The sequence below is a fragment of the Paenibacillus sp. J5C2022 genome, assembly GCF_025567625.1.
In the GTDB taxonomy this organism is placed as follows: Bacteria; Bacillota; Bacilli; order Paenibacillales; family Paenibacillaceae; genus Pristimantibacillus.
Genome location: NZ_JAOQJC010000001.1, coordinates 168457 through 184558 on the forward strand (window position 1 = coordinate 168457; position 16102 = coordinate 184558).

Consider the following 16102-nt stretch of genomic DNA (forward strand, 5'->3'; position numbering starts at 1 on the left):
AGGGGACAGGAGAAGATATGATCCGTCTCTGAAGGGAGCTATTCGCGCTTATGGCGATCAAGTTGTTATTGTTCATTGTTCTGCTTGCTCTTACAGCATTTTTCGTAGCGACCGAATTCGCAATTATTCGTATGCGCGCAAGCCGCGTCCAGCAGCTGGTCGCGGAAGGCGCTCGCAATGCCCGAGCCGTCGAGAAGGTTACAAGCCATCTAGACGGCTATTTGTCTGCGTGCCAGCTGGGTATTACAATTACGGCGCTGGGGTTGGGCTGGCTGGGCGAGCCGACGGTGGAGCAGATGCTGCATCCGTTGCTGCAGCATCTTCAGCTGGGACAGGAGACGGAGAAGATATTTACCTTTCTCGTTTCTTTCCTGCTCGTTACCTATTTGCATGTTGTGCTGGGAGAACTGGCTCCGAAGACGATAGCCATCATCCGTCCGGAATGGGTGTCCAAGCTGACGGCCAAGCCGATCATATTTTTTTATCGGGTGATGTATCCATTCATCTGGCTGTTGAACGGCTCTGCGAACCGGCTTGTCCGGCTGGCTGGCTTCCAGCGGGTATCCGAGCATGAGGCGCATACCGAGGAGGAGATTCGGACGATCTTGTCCGAGAGCTATGAGAGCGGTCAAATCAACCGCAGCGAATACGGATACGTCAATCGCATCTTCGCATTCGATGAGCGTCTGGCAAGGGAAGTGATGGTACCCCGCACGGATATGGTCTGCCTCTACGTGGAGCATACGCGGGAGCAGAATATCGCGATTATGAGGGAGGAGCAATATACGCGATTCCCGGTTGCCAGAGGCGACAAGGACAACATCGTCGGGATACTGAATACGAAGCGATTCTTCTTGTACGACGGAGAATTGGACCACGATGTACGCGAACTGCTGCAGCCCGCCTTGTCAATGCCGGAGGTGATGCCGATCAACAAGCTTCTGAAGCATATGCAACAGGAAGGTCTGCATATGGTCATTCTGCTGGACGAATACGGGGGGACGTCAGGCTTGTTGACGCTGGAGGATATTATTGAAGAAATTGTAGGGGAAATAAGAGACGAATTCGACGAAGACGAGGAGCGGGAAATCCAGCGTGTTCAACAGCAGCAATATATTGTGAACGGGAAAGCGTTGATCGCCGACGTGAACGAGGTGTCCGGCTTGCATCTTCCCAATGATGAAGCGGATACGATCGGCGGCTGGCTGTACCATCAACAGCCCGAGTTGCCGGAAGGCGGCACATGGCGTTATGATGGAGCCCGGTTTACCATATTGGACCGTGACGCGCACCGCATTCGCCGAATCGAAATTTTCACCGATTCTGCAGAAACTGAAATGAGTGAATACGGACATGCATAAGCTTGTATAGAGACTTGGCTGTACGGGCGAAGGAGTGTATGCCGATGCAAGATTTGATTCATGCCATTGTGATGGGAATTGTGGAGGGACTAACGGAGTTTTTACCGGTATCGTCAACCGGACATCTTATTCTGACGGGAGAGCTGCTTGGGTTCCAGGGCGAACGCGCCAAGACGTTCGAGGTCGTCATTCAATTCGGAGCGGTGCTTGCCGTTCTCGTCCTGTATTGGCGAAGATTCCTGAAGCTGTTGAACTTCAGAATCGGCAAGGGAAGCGGGCTGAATGCTTTGCATGTGGCGCTGGCGATGCTGCCGGCAAGTGCGGTAGCCGTCCTGTTGCATCGCATCATCAAGGAATTTCTGTTCGGACCGCAGACTGTACTAATAGGACTTGTAGCAGGCGGCTTGCTTATGATTGCTGCGGATCGAAGCAAGCGGAAGATTGTCGCGGAAGAACTGGACGATATCACGTATGCGCAGGCATTCGTCATCGGCTGCTTCCAGATGCTGGCGCTGTGGCCCGGTTTCTCGCGTTCCGGCTCGACCATATCGGGGGGCATACTGGCGGGCACGAGCCAGAAGGCAGCCGCCGAATTTACGTTTATCGTATCTGTTCCGATTATGGCAGGAGCCAGCATGGTCGATTTGCTAGGCAGCAAGGAATATTTGGTGAAGGAAGATGTGCTTCTCTTTCTGATTGGACTGCTCGCCGCTTTCATCGTAGCCATGATTGCCGTCGTCACGTTCATCAACCTGATGAAGCGGCTTCGCTTATCGTATTTTGCTTATTACCGCTTCGGCCTTGCGCTCCTGTTCTTCTTCCTCATGATGTGACGCTGTACGATGCGCGACGCGAGCAACACCTGTAAAGGCATTCCCCGGCTTGTTCAGGACGAATTTTCACACGGGAAATGCCTTTTGCGATTTACACTTCATGCGACAGAAGCTTCTTGTCCAGTACGAAAGGGCCGAAGGGCAGGAAGGCCGCAATGATCGCGAGGGAAATTTTGCTAAGGGACCAGCGATGCACGATGGTCACATGAGCGACTGCCAGCATATACAAGATGAAAAGAACGCCGTGCAGAGCACCTACCACCGTTACGGCTTCGTGAATATGGGCCCAATACTTCAGTGGCATTGCAATTAATAACAGAACAAGAAAAGACAGTCCCTCAAAAAAACCGATAAAACGAAGTCTTGCCAGCGGTGATTTCAACATGAATGTTCCTCCTGGTACTTATAATGGTATGAATTATTGGCGAGGAGCGAGTCCACGCCATAATAATTGTACGATTTCTTCAGCGGATTGATCCACTGATTTCCGTTCGTTGATCACTTCCTTGCGGTTGCGGACAGTCAGCAAGGCAGTATAGACATGTGACAGCAACTTGGGGTCGCAAGGCGCTATCTCGCCTTCATCGATCGCCCGCCGGAATACCTCCTCCAACAGGGTATGGAGCGATTGTTCGGCAGCACGAATGTTGCACACTTGCTCCTCCGTCAATTCCGTTGAAGCTTCTCTCATCATAGACTCGAATTCGATATGTGCATTGGACATGAAGCGCTGCGCAACCGTAAGAAGCCGATCCTGAAGCGAGCCCGGACCGCTCATAATCGCGGCCGTCTGATCATGGGCGATCTTCAGTACGAGCAGCAGGCATTCCGTGAACAATACAGCTTTATTATTGAAGTAATAGTAGACGCTCGCTTTCGTCAGGCCGCAAGCTTTGGCGACTGCGACCAGCGACACCTTCTCATAGCCGTGCTCCATGAACAGATAGGATGCGGTACGCAATATTTGGGTCATCGTATGCGACGAGCCCGAAGCTTTGGGGCGTCCCGGTTTTCGCTTGTGTTGCTCTTGTTGCATCAATTGAACCTCCATTCATTAAAAGGACACAAATTCGCAGTTGATTAATTAACCTTCCGGTATATATAATTAAACTGTCTCATGTAGTTATTGTATAGGAAAATGTTAATGATGTGAAATGGAGGATGATCATGATGTTGGAACGCATAGGCGGATGGATAACCGGACCGAAGGGGCGATGGGTTACCTTTCTCGTATGGATTGCAGCGGCAGTTCTGTTAACGCTGACTTTGCCCGCAGTGGGGGATGAGGAGAAGAACAACGCTCCAAACCTGTTGCCTGACAGTCCTTCCGTCGTCGCGGACGAATTGATGAACCGTTATTTCCCGGATGCATCAGGTGTTCCGGCACTGCTCGTCTGGCATCGCGCCGATGGCTTGACGGAGAAAGATTACAGCGATATGCAGCAGTTGACGGCAAGGCTGGCGAATGAGCCGCTGGAAGCGCAAGGAGAGTTGATTCCGCTTGATCGAATGCCGTTGCCGGCGCTCATCTCGCTTGCTTCCGAGGACGGGACCACCTTTGTGCAGCCGATCGCCTTCCGCGAAGGAACGGATACCGAGATCTTAAAGCATAATTTAGAGAAACTCCAGAATATGGTGAGGGAAATTGCGGGGCACGATCCGTTCGCGCAGGACATTGGGGACGGCAGCCAATTAAGCATCAGAATTAGCGGACCTGTCGGCATCTTCGTCGATGCGACCGATCTGTTCAAAAATGCCGATTTTGTTCTTCTTATGGCAACCGTTATCCTTGTGCTCGTGTTGCTGCTCCTCATCTACCGATCTCCCATTCTGGCGATCATCCCGCTGATCGGTGTCGGATTCGCCTATATGGTAACGAGCCCGCTGCTTGGCGCGATGGCGAGCGAAGGTTGGATTATCGTCGATTCGCAAGCGATAGCGATCATGACAGTGCTGTTATTCGGCGCCGGTACCGATTACTGTCTCTTCTTCATTACCAGATTCAGGCAGGAGCTGACTTTGGTGGAGAGCCGCAGAGAGGCGCTGCGCCGTTCCTTCAAAGGGGCCTCCGGAGCGATTGCGATGAGCGGCTTCACGGTTGTGTTATCCTTGCTTGCATTGCTAGCCGCCCATTACGGTGCCTATGACCGGTTCGCGGTACCGTTCAGCTTGTCCATTCTCATCATGGGCATTGCAAGCTTGACGCTTGTACCGGCGCTATTGGCCATAATCGGCCGCGCTTCTTTCTTCCCGTTCATTCCGCGCACGGAAGCGGAAGCCGGACGGAGAGCGGCGCAGCGGGGCCAATCGTATCGCCGGCCCGATCCGGAGAAGAAGCTGGGGACGAAGATAGGCAAGCTCGTCGTGACGAGGCCATGGGCTGTCATCGCTGCGACTGTCGTGCTGCTGGGCATCTTGGCCGGGTTCGTACCGGGCATCAAATATTCCTACGACTTGTTGTCTGGTTTCCCGGAGGATATGCCTTCACGACAAGGATTCGCTACGATAGGAGAAGCCTTCCCGCAAGGCGAGTTAGCGCCTGTAACGGTAATGGTGAAGTCGGAAGCCAGTAGAGAGAAAGTGGCTGATGCGTTGCGTGGCATGCCGCTTGTGGCTGAAGCGGATGATGCGGTTCAGAGCGGTGTGGATGAAGCTTACGCATCCTATCGCGTCATTCTGGACACCAATCCTTATTCTCTGGAAGCGATGGAGACGATTCCGAAGCTTAGAGCGGCAGCCTCCGAAGCGTTGGGACAAGGCGGTGCGGAAGACGCTGCCGACCTGGTGTGGATCGCAGGCGCTACCGCGCAGCAATACGACGACAAGGCGCTCCAGGATCGGGATAATGCAGTAATCATTCCGCTCGTCATCGGACTCATCATGCTGTTGCTGCTTCTGTACTTACGCTCTGTGACAGCAACGCTGTACTTGGTAGCGACGGTGCTGTTGTCTTATGCGGCCGCACTCGGACTTGGCTGGATTATTCTCCATCATCTAATGGGCTTCGACAGCATTCAAGGATCGATTCCGCTGTATGCCTTCGTATTTCTTATAGCGCTGGGCGAGGATTACAACATCTTCATGATCTCAAGCATATGGCAGAAGAGGAAGCGGATGCCGCTGCTGCAAGCCATCAAGGAAGGAGTTAGCGATACAGGCGGGGTTATCACTTCCGCCGGGCTGATTCTTGCCGCCACCTTCGCTGTGCTTGCGACGCTTCCGCTGCAGGTGCTGGTGCAGTTCGGACTCATTACTGCGATTGGCGTGCTGATGGATACATTCATCGTAAGGCCATTCCTTGTTCCTGCAATTACCGCCGTGCTGGGCAGATGGGCGTTCTGGCCGGCGAAGGAGAAGAAAGTGGATTCTGCGGCAAGGGCTGAAGCAGCGGAGCGATAAACTGCAACATTATCCCATTGCGCATCGTTAATAAGATGCAGTGAGACATATCGTAACAAAGCGTAATGGGGGATGCAGTGAATATGAGAAAATTGCGTTGGTTACCGGTGCTGTTGGCTATCGTGCTGTTGACCGGGAGCTTCGCCTTCCGCTCGGATCGCGCGTATGCATGCAGCTGCGCTATGCCGGAAAGCGTGGAGAAAGCCAAAAACAAAAGCCATGCGGTGTTCGAAGGGACCGTAACGGAAAGGAAGGAAAAAGGCGGACTGTTCACCAAGTCTTCGGCCGATCCTGTGGAATATAGGTTCCGGGTCCATCGGGTATGGAAGGGAAAAGTAGCTTCTTCAATTAAGGTCGTATCCAGCGCCGACGAGGCTTCATGCGGATTTCAGTTCGAAGACGGCCTTAAATATGTGGTGTTCGCTTATACGACCGGCGATCAACTGGAAGTCAGCTTGTGCAGCAGAACGGCGAAAGCGAGTGACGCTTCCGCCGTCATTGGCGAGCTGGAGCAGTTGGGTCACAGCTCCGTTCCGCCGGTGCCACAGGCCGGAGAAGCTTCGGGCAAATCAAGTCTGTGGTGGATCGCCGCCATCACGCTTCTGGCAGCAGCAATATTCTTCTTGCTTGTAATGACGATTCGCAGAAGAAAGATCAGATGAGGAAGATGGCCACAATCGTCGTAACTGCAAGACCGATAATGACCGGCTTCAGATTGCGTCTGGCCAGTTCGAACGGACTGACCCCGCATATGGCAGCTGCCGGTATGAGCGCCCATGGGATAATCGTGCCGCCGCCTACCCATATAGCGGCTACTTGGCCTAGCGCCGTGAGCGTGTCGATACCGGAGCCGATCGCATGGCCGAACAGCTGAGCGATGGAGCCGGCAAGCGAGATGCCAGAGAAGCCGGAGCCGTCGAGCCCCGTAATGGCGCCGACCACTGTCAACGTTACGGCGCTGACAACATCGTTGACAGGTACGGCATGGGCAAGACCGACGCCCAGGTCGTTCACGATGCCGCCGGATGACTGGGGAAGCTGCTCTCCGAAGAGCGAGAAGAAGCCGGCATCGCCCAGATAGAAGAAGGCGGCGATCGGAATGACCGGACCGAATACCCGGAATCCGAACAGGAAGCCTTCGATCAGATACGCGGTCGTTCGCTCCAAGCCACGACCGCGGTGGGTCAGCATCGTGACAAGCAGCATGATGATAATTGCCGTTCCCCCGATGAGGGCGGTAGCGTCTCCGCCTTGCAGATTCAGCGCAAGCATGAGCGCGACATCGGCTGCGAACAGGATGGGAATGAGGACGGCGAGCAGACGCTTCGTAGCGAGAGACAGATGATCGGCCGCATCATCGTCACTGCCTTGGCTGGACGCAGCGCCAGTGAGCGGACGGGTATCTTCCACGAGTCCGTCCCGCCATCGTCCCAGCCGTTGATCCCGCTTCATCATCCAGTAAGCTGCGATGGTCGTGACGACTCCCATAACGATGACAAGCGGTATGCTTGCCGTCATGACATCGCTGACTGCGATGCCGGCGGCGTCCGCAGTAAGCTTGGGTGCCCCTTGAATAATGAAATCGCTGGAAAGCGCAATGCCATGGCCGAACAGGTTCATGGCTACTGCCGCTCCCAGAGCCGGTAGTCCGACCCTTACCGCAACCGGCAGAAGCACCGCGCCAATGAGCGCGACGGCAGGAGAAGGCCAGAAAAACCAGGAAACGATCATCATGATGATGCCGATTCCCCAAAAAGCCAATGAAGGCGTTCTCAAAAATCGGGTGAAGGGGCTGATCATAATCTCGTTAATGCCCGTACGGATCAATATCCGGCTTAATGCAACAATGATGGAAATGATCAGAATCGTGCTGATCAGCTCCTTAATCGCATAGATAAAGCTATCGAATATGCCGCTGACGGACCCTTCTATGGATGTCGTGGCGAGCAGGCCGATGCCAAATATCCCTGCGATACAGATAAGCGTCGTATCGCGGCGCATAATCATAAAACCGATAATCAATAAAATAAAGGATAAATAGACCCAGTGCAAAGCTGTCAATTCCAGTGTCATACAAATACTCCTCTCACAGCATAGACGGCTGTCACGCATCATGGCCGTATTGCAGTCTATGCAGCTGTGCGGGCATGGGTTCGGCAGGAGCGGATACGGGGGGGGGGGGCGAAGGGCCGCTTAGTGGCAGCATTGCTTGTATTGCCCAAAGGCTCCCGTTATACTTAAGTACAGAAGATGGAGCAAGAAGGAGTGACGCGCATGAAAATAGAAATCGTAGAAGCATCATTGCGCCATAGCGAAGAAGACGGATATATCGGCAAGCTGATTCTTGCCGTAGAGGGACACAGCCAGGATTATGAGATGACGCTGCATAGCAAGAAGGGACGGGACTGGGGGTACGGCTTGTTCTTCCGGGAAGGTTCCGGCGATGAAGAGCAGCTGCTGGCTTTGGAGGATGAGATCGAGGAGAACGATGATTTGTTCTACCGTCTCGTTGGCGCGGTCAAGGAGATGAGTCCCGCATAGATCGCTGTGAACACGAATAAGCACATTCCACCATAGTGGCGGAATGTGCTTCGTCTTACAAGCTACAACTCTTCCTCAATCGCTTCGACCTTCTTCCGATGCTGCAAGATGCGGTATGCGCCGTAGCCGACTGCTGCCACGGAGAGCCCGATTACAATCCACAGCCCGTATTGATAGATCATATCGGCAATCTTCTCGACGGAATCTCCGACGAATGTACCGATAATAAAATAGAGCAGTGTCCATACGAACGCCGTCGGATAAGCGAACAGGATGAAACGTCCGAACTTCATGCGGTTCATTCCCATGACATATGGCGTCGCGTGGCGCAAGAAAGGCAGCCAGATGCTCATGCATATCGCATAGCTTCCGAATCGTTCGCCCAACTCCTCCGACTTCACGACAACTTTGCCGATGTTGTTCTTGCTTCGAAACCAATCTGACAGCTTGCTTCCGGCGAATCGTCCAACGCTGTAACTGAAGGTCATGGCGGAACAAATTCCGAGGCAGGTCATGGTAAAAGCGGGGATCGGCGCTAGAATGCCGGATGCGGCAAGAGCGCCTCCAGTCATGACAACCGCTTCATTCGGAATCGGCAGACCGATTAGACCGAGACATAGGACCAAGAAAAGCGCAGCATAGCCGACGCGCTCGATAATTTCCATCAAGAGGTCATAAGCCATTATTAGTTCCATCCCATTCATATTGGTAATTTGAACACTCTGCGAGCCATGACGGATACTACGAACCGTTCGAATAAAGGTTTCATATTTTTAACCAATTCGTAACTATTTTCGCAATCCGTTCCGATATAATGAGTGCTGCTAAAGGAATATCGGAGGTGTGGAGCGAGATGGCAGTTTTCCAAGATAAAGTTCAACTATTGCGCGATATAGAATCGATCACTTATACATACTGCTTGAGACTGTTGGCGGAGGAGCCGACAGCAGCTGCTGCTGCCCAGAAGGTGTTATGCCATTTGTTCCAGGACTGCGAGTTCTGGCGAATGAATGACGGAGAACGTCAACGCTATATTTTGAAGAAGTGCTTTCAATTGATTTCACAGCAAATGTGCAAGGAACCGCAGCTAGCTTAGCCGTTTCCTGAAGCGTTTGCCTATGCCTAAAGGAGATAGCTATGCAAAACTTTCATTCCAGAAGAAACATTACGATTGCGCTATTCGTTGTCACTTTTCTCGCCGCAATCGAAGGCACTATCGTAGGTACGGCTATGCCCAGCATTACGAAGGAGCTGCAAGGCGTTCAGCAGTACAGCTGGATTATTTCCATCTATTTGCTGGCGGTCGTTATTACAACACCGATATACGGCAAGTTAGCCGATCTGTATGGCCGCAAAAAGATTTTAATCGCCGGTGCGGTCATTTTTTTATTGGGCTCGATGCTGTCGGGCATTGCCGGCTCCATGGATCAGCTCATTTGGTTCCGGGCATTGCAGGGACTGGGAGCCGGCGCTTTGACGACGTTGCCCTATACGATAATCGGGGATATGTATGACTTTGAGCAGCGTGCCAAGGTGCAAGGATGGCTGGCAAGCATATGGGGGATTGCCGGCATTACAGGTCCGTTATTTGGCGGCTTGCTCGTCGATTTTGTGTCGTGGCGGGCTATATTTTATATGAACTTGCCGTTCGGCATCGTTGCGCTGTATTTGCTATCTGTATCCATGAAGAGCGTAACGGAGAGGAAGAAGCGATATATCGATTATCCCGGCATTATTGCGTTCACAATCGGGATGTACGCATTTTTATACGCTATGTCTCTTCTGAGGGGCGAAGAGGGGGGAGCGGCTTCCGTTGTCGAGATCGGGTTGTGGTTTGCCGGCTCTGCCTTATCTCTCGTGTTGTTCGCATGGATTGAACGACGTTCGCCGGAGCCGATCATTCCAATCCAACTGTTCCGTCATTCCGTCATCAATATGGCGAATGCCAGCGGGTTCGTGCTCTGTGTCATCATGGTCGTTATCGTATTCTACGTTCCGCTGTGGATACAAGGTGTAGGAGGGAAGAGCGCGACATATTCCGGCATTGCCATGATACCGTTGTCAATTACTTGGCCGCTGGGGTCGATATTGGCGGGCAATTACATATCCCGGCTCGGACTGAAGCGAATTTGTCTGGCTGCCGCATGCCTGCTCCTTCTTGGTACGATCGGGTTCACCTTCATACACGCTTCTTCCCCGATCCTGGTAATCGTGCTCTGCACTGCCGTCGTAGGACTGTCCTTCGGGCTTATCTTCACTTCGTTGACAGTTGCCGTAACCTCTGCAGTCGGATGGGAGATGCGCGGAGCCGCGACCGCCGGACATAACTTCGTTCGAACGCTTGGTCAGACGATAGGCATTACCTTGTTCGGCCTGCTGCTGCATACCGGCCAGGCTAACCGTATCGAGCCTCAAGTGTTGGAAGAGAGTCTGCACGGCATTTTCCTCTGGGTAGCGGGATTATCGGTGGCGATTATGCTGCTTGCGACGCTGATGCCCAACATCCGGCGCGACGAGCATAATGACACCCATGAGAACGAGCGTCCGATCGGCGAGAATGCGGCGGGGACGGGCAAGGCACACTAACGCAATGAACAATATACAAGCAATCAGACACACTCTCTGGAGAGAGTGGGGGATAACCAGCGTTATCGTGATGAAAGCCAATGCATCGATGGAGGAATGGCATGCTGAGGAAGAAGAGGCGCTGCATCCCATCTATTCCTGCACGAAGAGCGTACTGTCTGCGCTTATCGGTATCGCAATCGATGAAGGATTAATCGGAAGCGTCACGCAGCCACTCAGCGACTTCCGACTGGCGGACAGCGGGAACGCCTCCTGGAGCGGCAAGGTAACCATCGAGCATCTGTTAACGATGACGCCCGGATTCCGATGGCCGGACTTCGACAAGCCTTACCGGGCGCTTAGGGCTGCCGCCGATCCCGTACGCTTCGTGCTGGAGCAACCACTTGCTCATGTTCCCGGTGAAGCGTTCACCTACAATTCGGGTGCTTCGCATCTGTTGTCCGCCTTGATCAGCGAGGTGACGGGAACTACCGCGATGCTGTACGGGAAGGCAAGGCTCTTCGAACCGCTAGGGTTCAGCGCTTTAGTATGGAGCGAGAAGAACGGGATCAGTGAAGGCGGAACCGGGATGTCGCTGCGGAGCCGAGATATGGCCTTGTTCGGCGCTTTATATATGAACAAGGGGCAGTGGGGCGGGAGGCGGCTTCTGTCCGAGCGGTGGATTGAGGCTTCCACTACAATGCGGCACAAGGGATTGCTGCATTACAAGCCTCCCATATACGGCGGTTATGGCTACCATTGGTGGTGCTCGCCGTCTGCGAGCAACGGATTCGCCGATGCATACTTCGCATTCGGTCATGGCGGCCAATATATTATGGTTATGCCCGATCAGGAGCTGGTCGTCGTCGTGAGGAAGAAGGTGACGAGGCGGAATGATGCCGTCTATTCCCGCAAGGTCATCTTCGAGCATATCGTGCCTGCTTTCATATAGAAGCAACAGACGAACAACCGTATCAGACGAGACAATCGCTGCTGCGGTTGTTCGCATTGGCTGGTTGACAGCCGCGAATTGGCTGTTTCATACGGCGTTCGGCTGCAGTAGAATATAGCTACAATAATAGTAAAGCATATGCAAGCACTGAAGGTGCGTACTTTCGTTCGGACAGGATGTGGCAGGCGATGAATATTAGTATGAACCGGGAGTTATCGGTCCCGATCTATCAACAAATAAAGATGCAGATTCAATCGCAAATATGGAACGGATCGCTGCAAGCGGGCTCCAAGCTGCCCCCTGAGCGAAAACTGGCCGAGCAGCTCGGCGTTAACCGTTCAACGGTACTGCGCGCGTATCAGGAATTAAAGGCGGAAGGCTGGGTGAACGCTGTAGTCGGAAGAGGAACGATCGTGGAAGAGCGCTCGGAATGGAGCAAAGCGCTGCAGCGCTCCAGGCTGCATTCGGCTTCGGTCGTCCCGCAAGCATTCCTGCGCAATCCGCCGCTCGAGAGGGATCTGATCAAGGAGCTGCTAAGCATGCCTGCCGGTCCTGATCATTATTCATTCGCGCTGGGCAAGCCCGCAGCGGCCTGCATGCCTGTAGAACGGCTTCAATCGCATCTCGCTGGCATCACGACGGAGCAAGGGCATCGCTTATTCCAGCATTGTCCGACACATGGGTACGCACCGCTCAGGGAGACAGTATCGAAGTGGATGCAGGGAAGAGGAGCTGCTGATGCAGCTGTGGAAGAGGTATTGATCGTATCCGGAGCGCAGCAAGGGCTCGACCTTGTAGCGAGGGTGATGATCGAGCAGGGGGACATCGTGTTCGTGGAGGAGCCTACTTACTTCTCCGCCGTTCAGCTGTTCCGGTTATACGGGGCACGAATTATGACGATGCCATCCGATGGCAGGGGCGGGCTTCAGCTTGACTTCCTGGAAGCGATGCTGATGAAGCATGCGCCGAAATTCATCTATGTACAGCCGACCTTCCAGAATCCGACCGGTCGCGTGTTGTCCTTCCAGCAGCGTAAGGGGCTGATGGAGCTGGCAGAGCGGTACGGCACTTATATCGTAGAGGAAGATCCATACTATGAGCTTCGTTACAGCGGGGAGACGATTCCGGCGCTGAAATCGATGGATGCAGCGGGTCAGGTCATCTATATCGGCAGCTATTCCAAGCTGCTGTCTCCCGGGCTACGTGTCGGATGGGTGTACGCGCCTGCGGAAATAACGGATGCGATGGCCCGATGGAAGCAGTATATGGATCTGCATTCCAGCCCGATTAATCAGGCACTGATCGATTCCTTTATACGCTCAGGCGATATGGAGCGGCATCTGGCGATGTGCCGCCAATATTACAAGCGGAATCGCGATGATATGGCGGTATTCCTGCAAGCTTATGAGCGCTACGGCTGGTCGTTCAGACTGCCGGAGGGAGGCTTCTTCTTATGGCTGAGACTTCCGGAGGAGCTGTCTGCCACTGTGCTGCTGCTTCGGGCTATGGAGAAGGAGGTTTCCTTCGCACCCGGCGCCTACTTCTCGTTCGACGGAAGGCAAGAGTACCGCTCATGCATCCGGTTGAACTTCTCCTGGCCTCTCCGCTCGCAGATGGAGGAAGGGCTGGCCAGGCTTCATGCCCTATCAAGCGGCATGCTGGAGGAACAGAGAGGGAGCGCAAGGCCGGGAAGATCTTATCATTTACCGTTCGTATAGTAGACAATTATCGAATCGAATTGGAGGAAGTGCAGATGCTGCATATATTGGCAGATCGTATGGAAGGCATGAAAGCATCAGAAATCCGGGAGCTGCTCAAGCTTACCGAGCAGCCGGGCATGATCTCCTTCGCTGGAGGTCTGCCGGACAGCGCGTTATTCCCGCTTGCGGAAATAGCCAAGGCAAGAGATGCCGTTCTAAGCCAGCAAGCGAAGGAAGCGCTGCAGTATTCCGTAACGGAAGGTTATGCGCCGCTGAGAGATTGGATTGCGGATCGAATGAACCGGAAGCATGGCACGGCAATGGACAGGGAGCATGTGCTCATCACGAACGGATCACAGCAGGGCCTGGATCTCTCCGGCAAGCTGTTCCTGAACAAGGGAGACGTCGTGCTATGCGAGAGTCCAACTTATCTGGGAGCGTTGAATGCACTTCGGGCTTACGAACCGCGCTTCGTTGAGGCGGGTTGCGATGAAGAAGGCATGTTGATCGAGCAGTTGCGCAAGCAACTGGAGACACATCCCGTTAAGATGATCTATGTCATTCCCAACTTCCAGAATCCAACGGGACGCAGCTGGTCTGCGGAGCGCAGGAAGCAGTTCATGGCATGCGCGGCGGAGTACGACGCGGTCATCATCGAAGACGATCCGTACGGTGAGCTGTGGTTCCGGCCAGCGGAGCGCCCATCGCTTCTGAGCATGGATGCAAGAGGACAGGTTATCCATTTGGGCAGCTTCTCCAAGGTATACTGTCCAGGGTATCGCATCGGGTGGCTAACCGCTTCAACACTCTGGATGGAGAAGTATGTGCTTGCCAAGCAATCAAGCGATCTGCACTCCTCGTCGATCAGTCAGAGGGAGATCCACGCTTATCTGACAAATAACGATCTGGATCGTCATATCGACAAATTGAGAGACGTATACCGCAAGCGCCGGGATGCCATGCTTCAGGCTATGCGTCAGCACTTGCCCGAGGAAGCACGCTACCATGAACCTTCCGGCGGCTTGTTCATCTGGGTCGAGCTGCCTGAAGGCGCGAATGCGAGAGCATTGCTGAAGGAATGCCTGAATAGAGGGGTCGCGTTCGTGCCGGGCGAGGCTTTCTTTCCCGCAGGCGGTCACGAGAATACGCTCAGGCTGAATTATTCGGTATCCAGCGAGAGCGATATTTGGACGGGGATTGAAAGGCTGGGCGCAGCGCTTCGACAATATGAATGCGCAGTTCGGTAGGTAAGACGACCTAATCGAAAATCCATAGAATAGGTCTTTTATGTTTCCTGTAACAGATGTATAATCATGGAAGGTTAATGAAGACCAGTATCGTTGTAAATGAAGATTGGAGATCAGGTAGCGATGCAAATTGCCGGCATTAATCATTTATGTTTCTCTGTTACGGATTTGGAAACGTCAATCACCTTCTATGAAAGCGTTTTTGAAGCGAAGCTGTTAGTGAAAGGAAGAAAGCTGGCCTATTTCGACCTCAATGGCTTGTGGATTGCACTGAACCAGGAAAACATAGATAGAAGCCATGCCGTTCCGACGTATACGCATATCGCATTCACGATTTCGGAAGAAGATTATGAAGCGTTATGGAGGAGACTGGAAGAATTGAAGGTTGAGTTGTTCGCGGGACGGCCAAGGGACGAGCGAGATAAGAAGTCAATTTATTTTCTCGACCCTGACGGCCATATGTTTGAATTCCATACAGGCTCCTTGCTGGATCGGCTTGATTATTACAAAGCGGATAAACGGCATATGACATTTTACGATGAGTGAACGAAAGTATCCTTTGCCATAGCGGTAGAGGATACTTTCTTCGTATGTTATAGTTACTGATAAGTAAAAGCGGTCCAACCAATATGACAAGAATCGGGGAATACAATTGAAATTCAGACCATGTATTGATCTGCACGACGGAAAGGTGAAACAGATCGTCGGAGAAACGCTGAATGCCTCGTTAATCGAAAATTTCGTCTCGGAGCACGATTCCGCTTATTATGCCGAGCTATTCCGCAAGGACGGGCTGACAGGCGGTCACGTCATCATGCTCGGTCCAGGCAATGAAGAAGCTGCGCTTCGCGCACTGCGCGCTTATCCGAACGGGTTGCAAATTGGGGGAGGCATACGCGATGACAATGCCGGGCGTTATTTGGATGAAGGCGCGACGCATGTGATCGTCACATCATACATTTTTCAGAACGGAGAGCTGAATGAACGCAACTTGCAAAGAATGGTCGAGGTAGCGGGCAAGGAACGCCTCGTCATCGACTTGAGCTGCAAGGCCAGGGACGGGAAGTGGTTCGTCGTGACGAATCAGTGGAAGCAGTATAGCGACTTCGAAGTCAATGCTGACAATATCCGTTATCTGGAGCAGTCTTGCGACGAATTTCTTGTCCATGCGGTGGATGTGGAAGGAAAGCAAAGCGGCGTGCAGGAAAGTCTTGTCACGGCCCTTGCGGATTGGGTGAGCATTCCCACAACATATGCCGGCGGCGCCAGGTCGCTAGAAGATATGGAGCGATTCCGGGAACTGTCCCAAGGGAAGCTGGACCTGACAATCGGCAGCGCACTCGATATTTTCGGGGGCAAGCTGTCTTATCATGATGTTGTGCGTTACAGCAACGAGATGAATTAATGGAACTCATCAACCTTTCATTGTGTCCTCTGTTTGCGAAGGCCAATTCGAAGCATAAGGAAAGCTAGTACTGCGATAAACTGTCTCTTCCAATCGGCG

At 53.0% G+C, this 16102-nt stretch carries 16 protein-coding genes; 12 read left to right on the forward strand and 4 right to left on the reverse strand.

What is annotated here, in order from left to right; translation table 11 throughout:
* Nucleotides 1-50 precede the first annotated feature (50 nt).
* Both M6D81_RS00790 and M6D81_RS00795 read left to right on the forward strand, forming a co-directional pair.
* On the forward strand, nt 51-1361 hold the full coding sequence (locus tag M6D81_RS00790; protein WP_262674873.1) for a hemolysin family protein: 1311 nt from the start codon (nt 51-53) through the stop codon (nt 1359-1361).
* Between the two features lie 44 nt (nt 1362-1405).
* Nucleotides 1406-2194, forward strand: a complete 789-nt coding sequence (locus M6D81_RS00795) for an undecaprenyl-diphosphate phosphatase (protein ID WP_262674874.1) — start codon at nt 1406-1408, stop codon at nt 2192-2194.
* A 91-nt stretch (nt 2195-2285) separates the two neighbouring features.
* On the opposite strand, the gene M6D81_RS00800 is transcribed toward M6D81_RS00795, so the two are convergent.
* Together M6D81_RS00800 and M6D81_RS00805 are read right to left on the reverse strand one after the other, a co-directional pair.
* Entirely contained in the window at nt 2286-2579 is a 294-nt protein-coding gene (locus M6D81_RS00800) for a DUF3817 domain-containing protein (protein ID WP_262674875.1), read from the reverse strand.
* Nucleotides 2580-2612: 33 nt separating this feature from the next.
* A complete protein-coding gene (locus M6D81_RS00805) occupies nt 2613-3230 on the reverse strand; it encodes a TetR/AcrR family transcriptional regulator (RefSeq protein ID WP_262674876.1) in 618 nt (205 codons plus the stop codon).
* 125 nt (nt 3231-3355) lie between these two features.
* On the opposite strand from M6D81_RS00805, the gene M6D81_RS00810 reads away from it, so the two are divergent.
* Nucleotides 3356-5593, forward strand: coding sequence for an MMPL family transporter (locus M6D81_RS00810; protein ID WP_410795672.1), 2238 nt, complete (start codon nt 3356-3358; stop codon nt 5591-5593).
* A gap of 83 nt (nt 5594-5676) precedes the next feature.
* Nucleotides 5677-6255 carry a hypothetical protein gene (locus tag M6D81_RS00815; protein ID WP_262674877.1) on the forward strand — a complete coding sequence of 193 codons (579 nt, stop codon included), beginning with the start codon at nt 5677-5679 and terminating at the stop codon, nt 6253-6255.
* On the opposite strand, the gene M6D81_RS00820 is transcribed toward M6D81_RS00815, so the two are convergent.
* On the reverse strand, nt 6248-7666 hold the full coding sequence (locus M6D81_RS00820; RefSeq protein WP_262674878.1) for a hypothetical protein: 1419 nt from the start codon (nt 7664-7666) through the stop codon (nt 6248-6250). The two genes, M6D81_RS00815 and M6D81_RS00820, sit on opposite strands and share 8 nt — an antisense overlap.
* A gap of 201 nt (nt 7667-7867) precedes the next feature.
* Here M6D81_RS00820 and M6D81_RS00825 point away from each other — a divergent pair, with 201 nt between their 5' ends.
* Nucleotides 7868-8134: a hypothetical protein gene (locus tag M6D81_RS00825; protein WP_262674879.1), complete on the forward strand. Its 267-nt coding sequence runs from the start codon at nt 7868-7870 to the stop codon at nt 8132-8134.
* 62 nt (nt 8135-8196) lie between these two features.
* Here the strand turns inward: M6D81_RS00825 and M6D81_RS00830 are convergent, their stop codons facing one another.
* A complete protein-coding gene (locus tag M6D81_RS00830) occupies nt 8197-8817 on the reverse strand; it encodes a DedA family protein (protein ID WP_262674880.1) in 621 nt (206 codons plus the stop codon).
* 170 nt (nt 8818-8987) lie between these two features.
* Between M6D81_RS00830 and M6D81_RS00835 the strand changes: the two genes are divergently transcribed.
* From M6D81_RS00835 to hisA, 7 genes are all read left to right on the forward strand, one after another.
* Entirely contained in the window at nt 8988-9230 is a 243-nt protein-coding gene (locus M6D81_RS00835; RefSeq protein ID WP_262674881.1) for a hypothetical protein, read from the forward strand.
* A gap of 41 nt (nt 9231-9271) precedes the next feature.
* Nucleotides 9272-10720 (forward strand): MDR family MFS transporter, encoded by a 1449-nt coding sequence (locus tag M6D81_RS00840; RefSeq protein WP_262674882.1) that lies wholly within the window; start codon nt 9272-9274, stop codon nt 10718-10720.
* A gap of 4 nt (nt 10721-10724) precedes the next feature.
* A complete protein-coding gene (locus M6D81_RS00845; RefSeq protein ID WP_262674883.1) occupies nt 10725-11651 on the forward strand; it encodes a serine hydrolase domain-containing protein in 927 nt (308 codons plus the stop codon).
* A gap of 188 nt (nt 11652-11839) precedes the next feature.
* Nucleotides 11840-13369: a MocR-like pyridoxine biosynthesis transcription factor PdxR gene (gene pdxR / locus M6D81_RS00850; protein ID WP_262674884.1), complete on the forward strand. Its 1530-nt coding sequence runs from the start codon at nt 11840-11842 to the stop codon at nt 13367-13369.
* Nucleotides 13370-13404: 35 nt separating this feature from the next.
* Complete coding sequence (locus tag M6D81_RS00855) at nt 13405-14598, forward strand: aminotransferase-like domain-containing protein (protein WP_262674885.1); 1194 nt, start codon at nt 13405-13407, stop codon at nt 14596-14598.
* 123 nt (nt 14599-14721) lie between these two features.
* The gene (fosB, locus tag M6D81_RS00860) at nt 14722-15144 is read left to right on the forward strand and encodes a metallothiol transferase FosB (RefSeq protein WP_262674886.1); all 423 of its coding nucleotides are present in this window, start codon (nt 14722-14724) and stop codon (nt 15142-15144) included.
* A gap of 106 nt (nt 15145-15250) precedes the next feature.
* Nucleotides 15251-16003 carry a phosphoribosylformimino-5-aminoimidazole carboxamide ribotide isomerase gene (gene hisA, locus M6D81_RS00865; RefSeq protein ID WP_262674888.1) on the forward strand — a complete coding sequence of 251 codons (753 nt, stop codon included), beginning with the start codon at nt 15251-15253 and terminating at the stop codon, nt 16001-16003.
* Nucleotides 16004-16102: the final 99 nt, after the last annotated feature.

Excerpts from the sequence above, each read along its gene's own strand:
- M6D81_RS00855 (WP_262674885.1), top strand. The coding sequence starts at position 13,405 with ATGCTGCATATATTGGCAGATCGTATGGAAGGCATGAAAGCATCAGAA.
- M6D81_RS00810 (WP_410795672.1), top strand. The coding sequence starts at position 3,356 with ATGATCATGATGTTGGAACGCATAGGCGGATGGATAACCGGACCGAAG.
- M6D81_RS00815 (WP_262674877.1), top strand. The coding sequence starts at position 5,677 with ATGAGAAAATTGCGTTGGTTACCGGTGCTGTTGGCTATCGTGCTGTTG.
- M6D81_RS00800 (WP_262674875.1), bottom strand. The coding sequence starts at position 2,579 with ATGTTGAAATCACCGCTGGCAAGACTTCGTTTTATCGGTTTTTTTGAG.
- pdxR (WP_262674884.1), top strand. The coding sequence starts at position 11,840 with ATGAATATTAGTATGAACCGGGAGTTATCGGTCCCGATCTATCAACAA.
- M6D81_RS00835 (WP_262674881.1), top strand. The coding sequence starts at position 8,988 with ATGGCAGTTTTCCAAGATAAAGTTCAACTATTGCGCGATATAGAATCG.
- M6D81_RS00790 (WP_262674873.1), top strand. The coding sequence starts at position 51 with ATGGCGATCAAGTTGTTATTGTTCATTGTTCTGCTTGCTCTTACAGCA.
- M6D81_RS00795 (WP_262674874.1), top strand. The coding sequence starts at position 1,406 with ATGCAAGATTTGATTCATGCCATTGTGATGGGAATTGTGGAGGGACTA.
- M6D81_RS00830 (WP_262674880.1), bottom strand. The coding sequence starts at position 8,817 with ATGGCTTATGACCTCTTGATGGAAATTATCGAGCGCGTCGGCTATGCT.
- M6D81_RS00845 (WP_262674883.1), top strand. The coding sequence starts at position 10,725 with ATGAACAATATACAAGCAATCAGACACACTCTCTGGAGAGAGTGGGGG.
- fosB (WP_262674886.1), top strand. The coding sequence starts at position 14,722 with ATGCAAATTGCCGGCATTAATCATTTATGTTTCTCTGTTACGGATTTG.
- M6D81_RS00805 (WP_262674876.1), bottom strand. The coding sequence starts at position 3,230 with ATGCAACAAGAGCAACACAAGCGAAAACCGGGACGCCCCAAAGCTTCG.
- M6D81_RS00840 (WP_262674882.1), top strand. The coding sequence starts at position 9,272 with ATGCAAAACTTTCATTCCAGAAGAAACATTACGATTGCGCTATTCGTT.
- M6D81_RS00825 (WP_262674879.1), top strand. The coding sequence starts at position 7,868 with ATGAAAATAGAAATCGTAGAAGCATCATTGCGCCATAGCGAAGAAGAC.
- M6D81_RS00820 (WP_262674878.1), bottom strand. The coding sequence starts at position 7,666 with ATGACACTGGAATTGACAGCTTTGCACTGGGTCTATTTATCCTTTATT.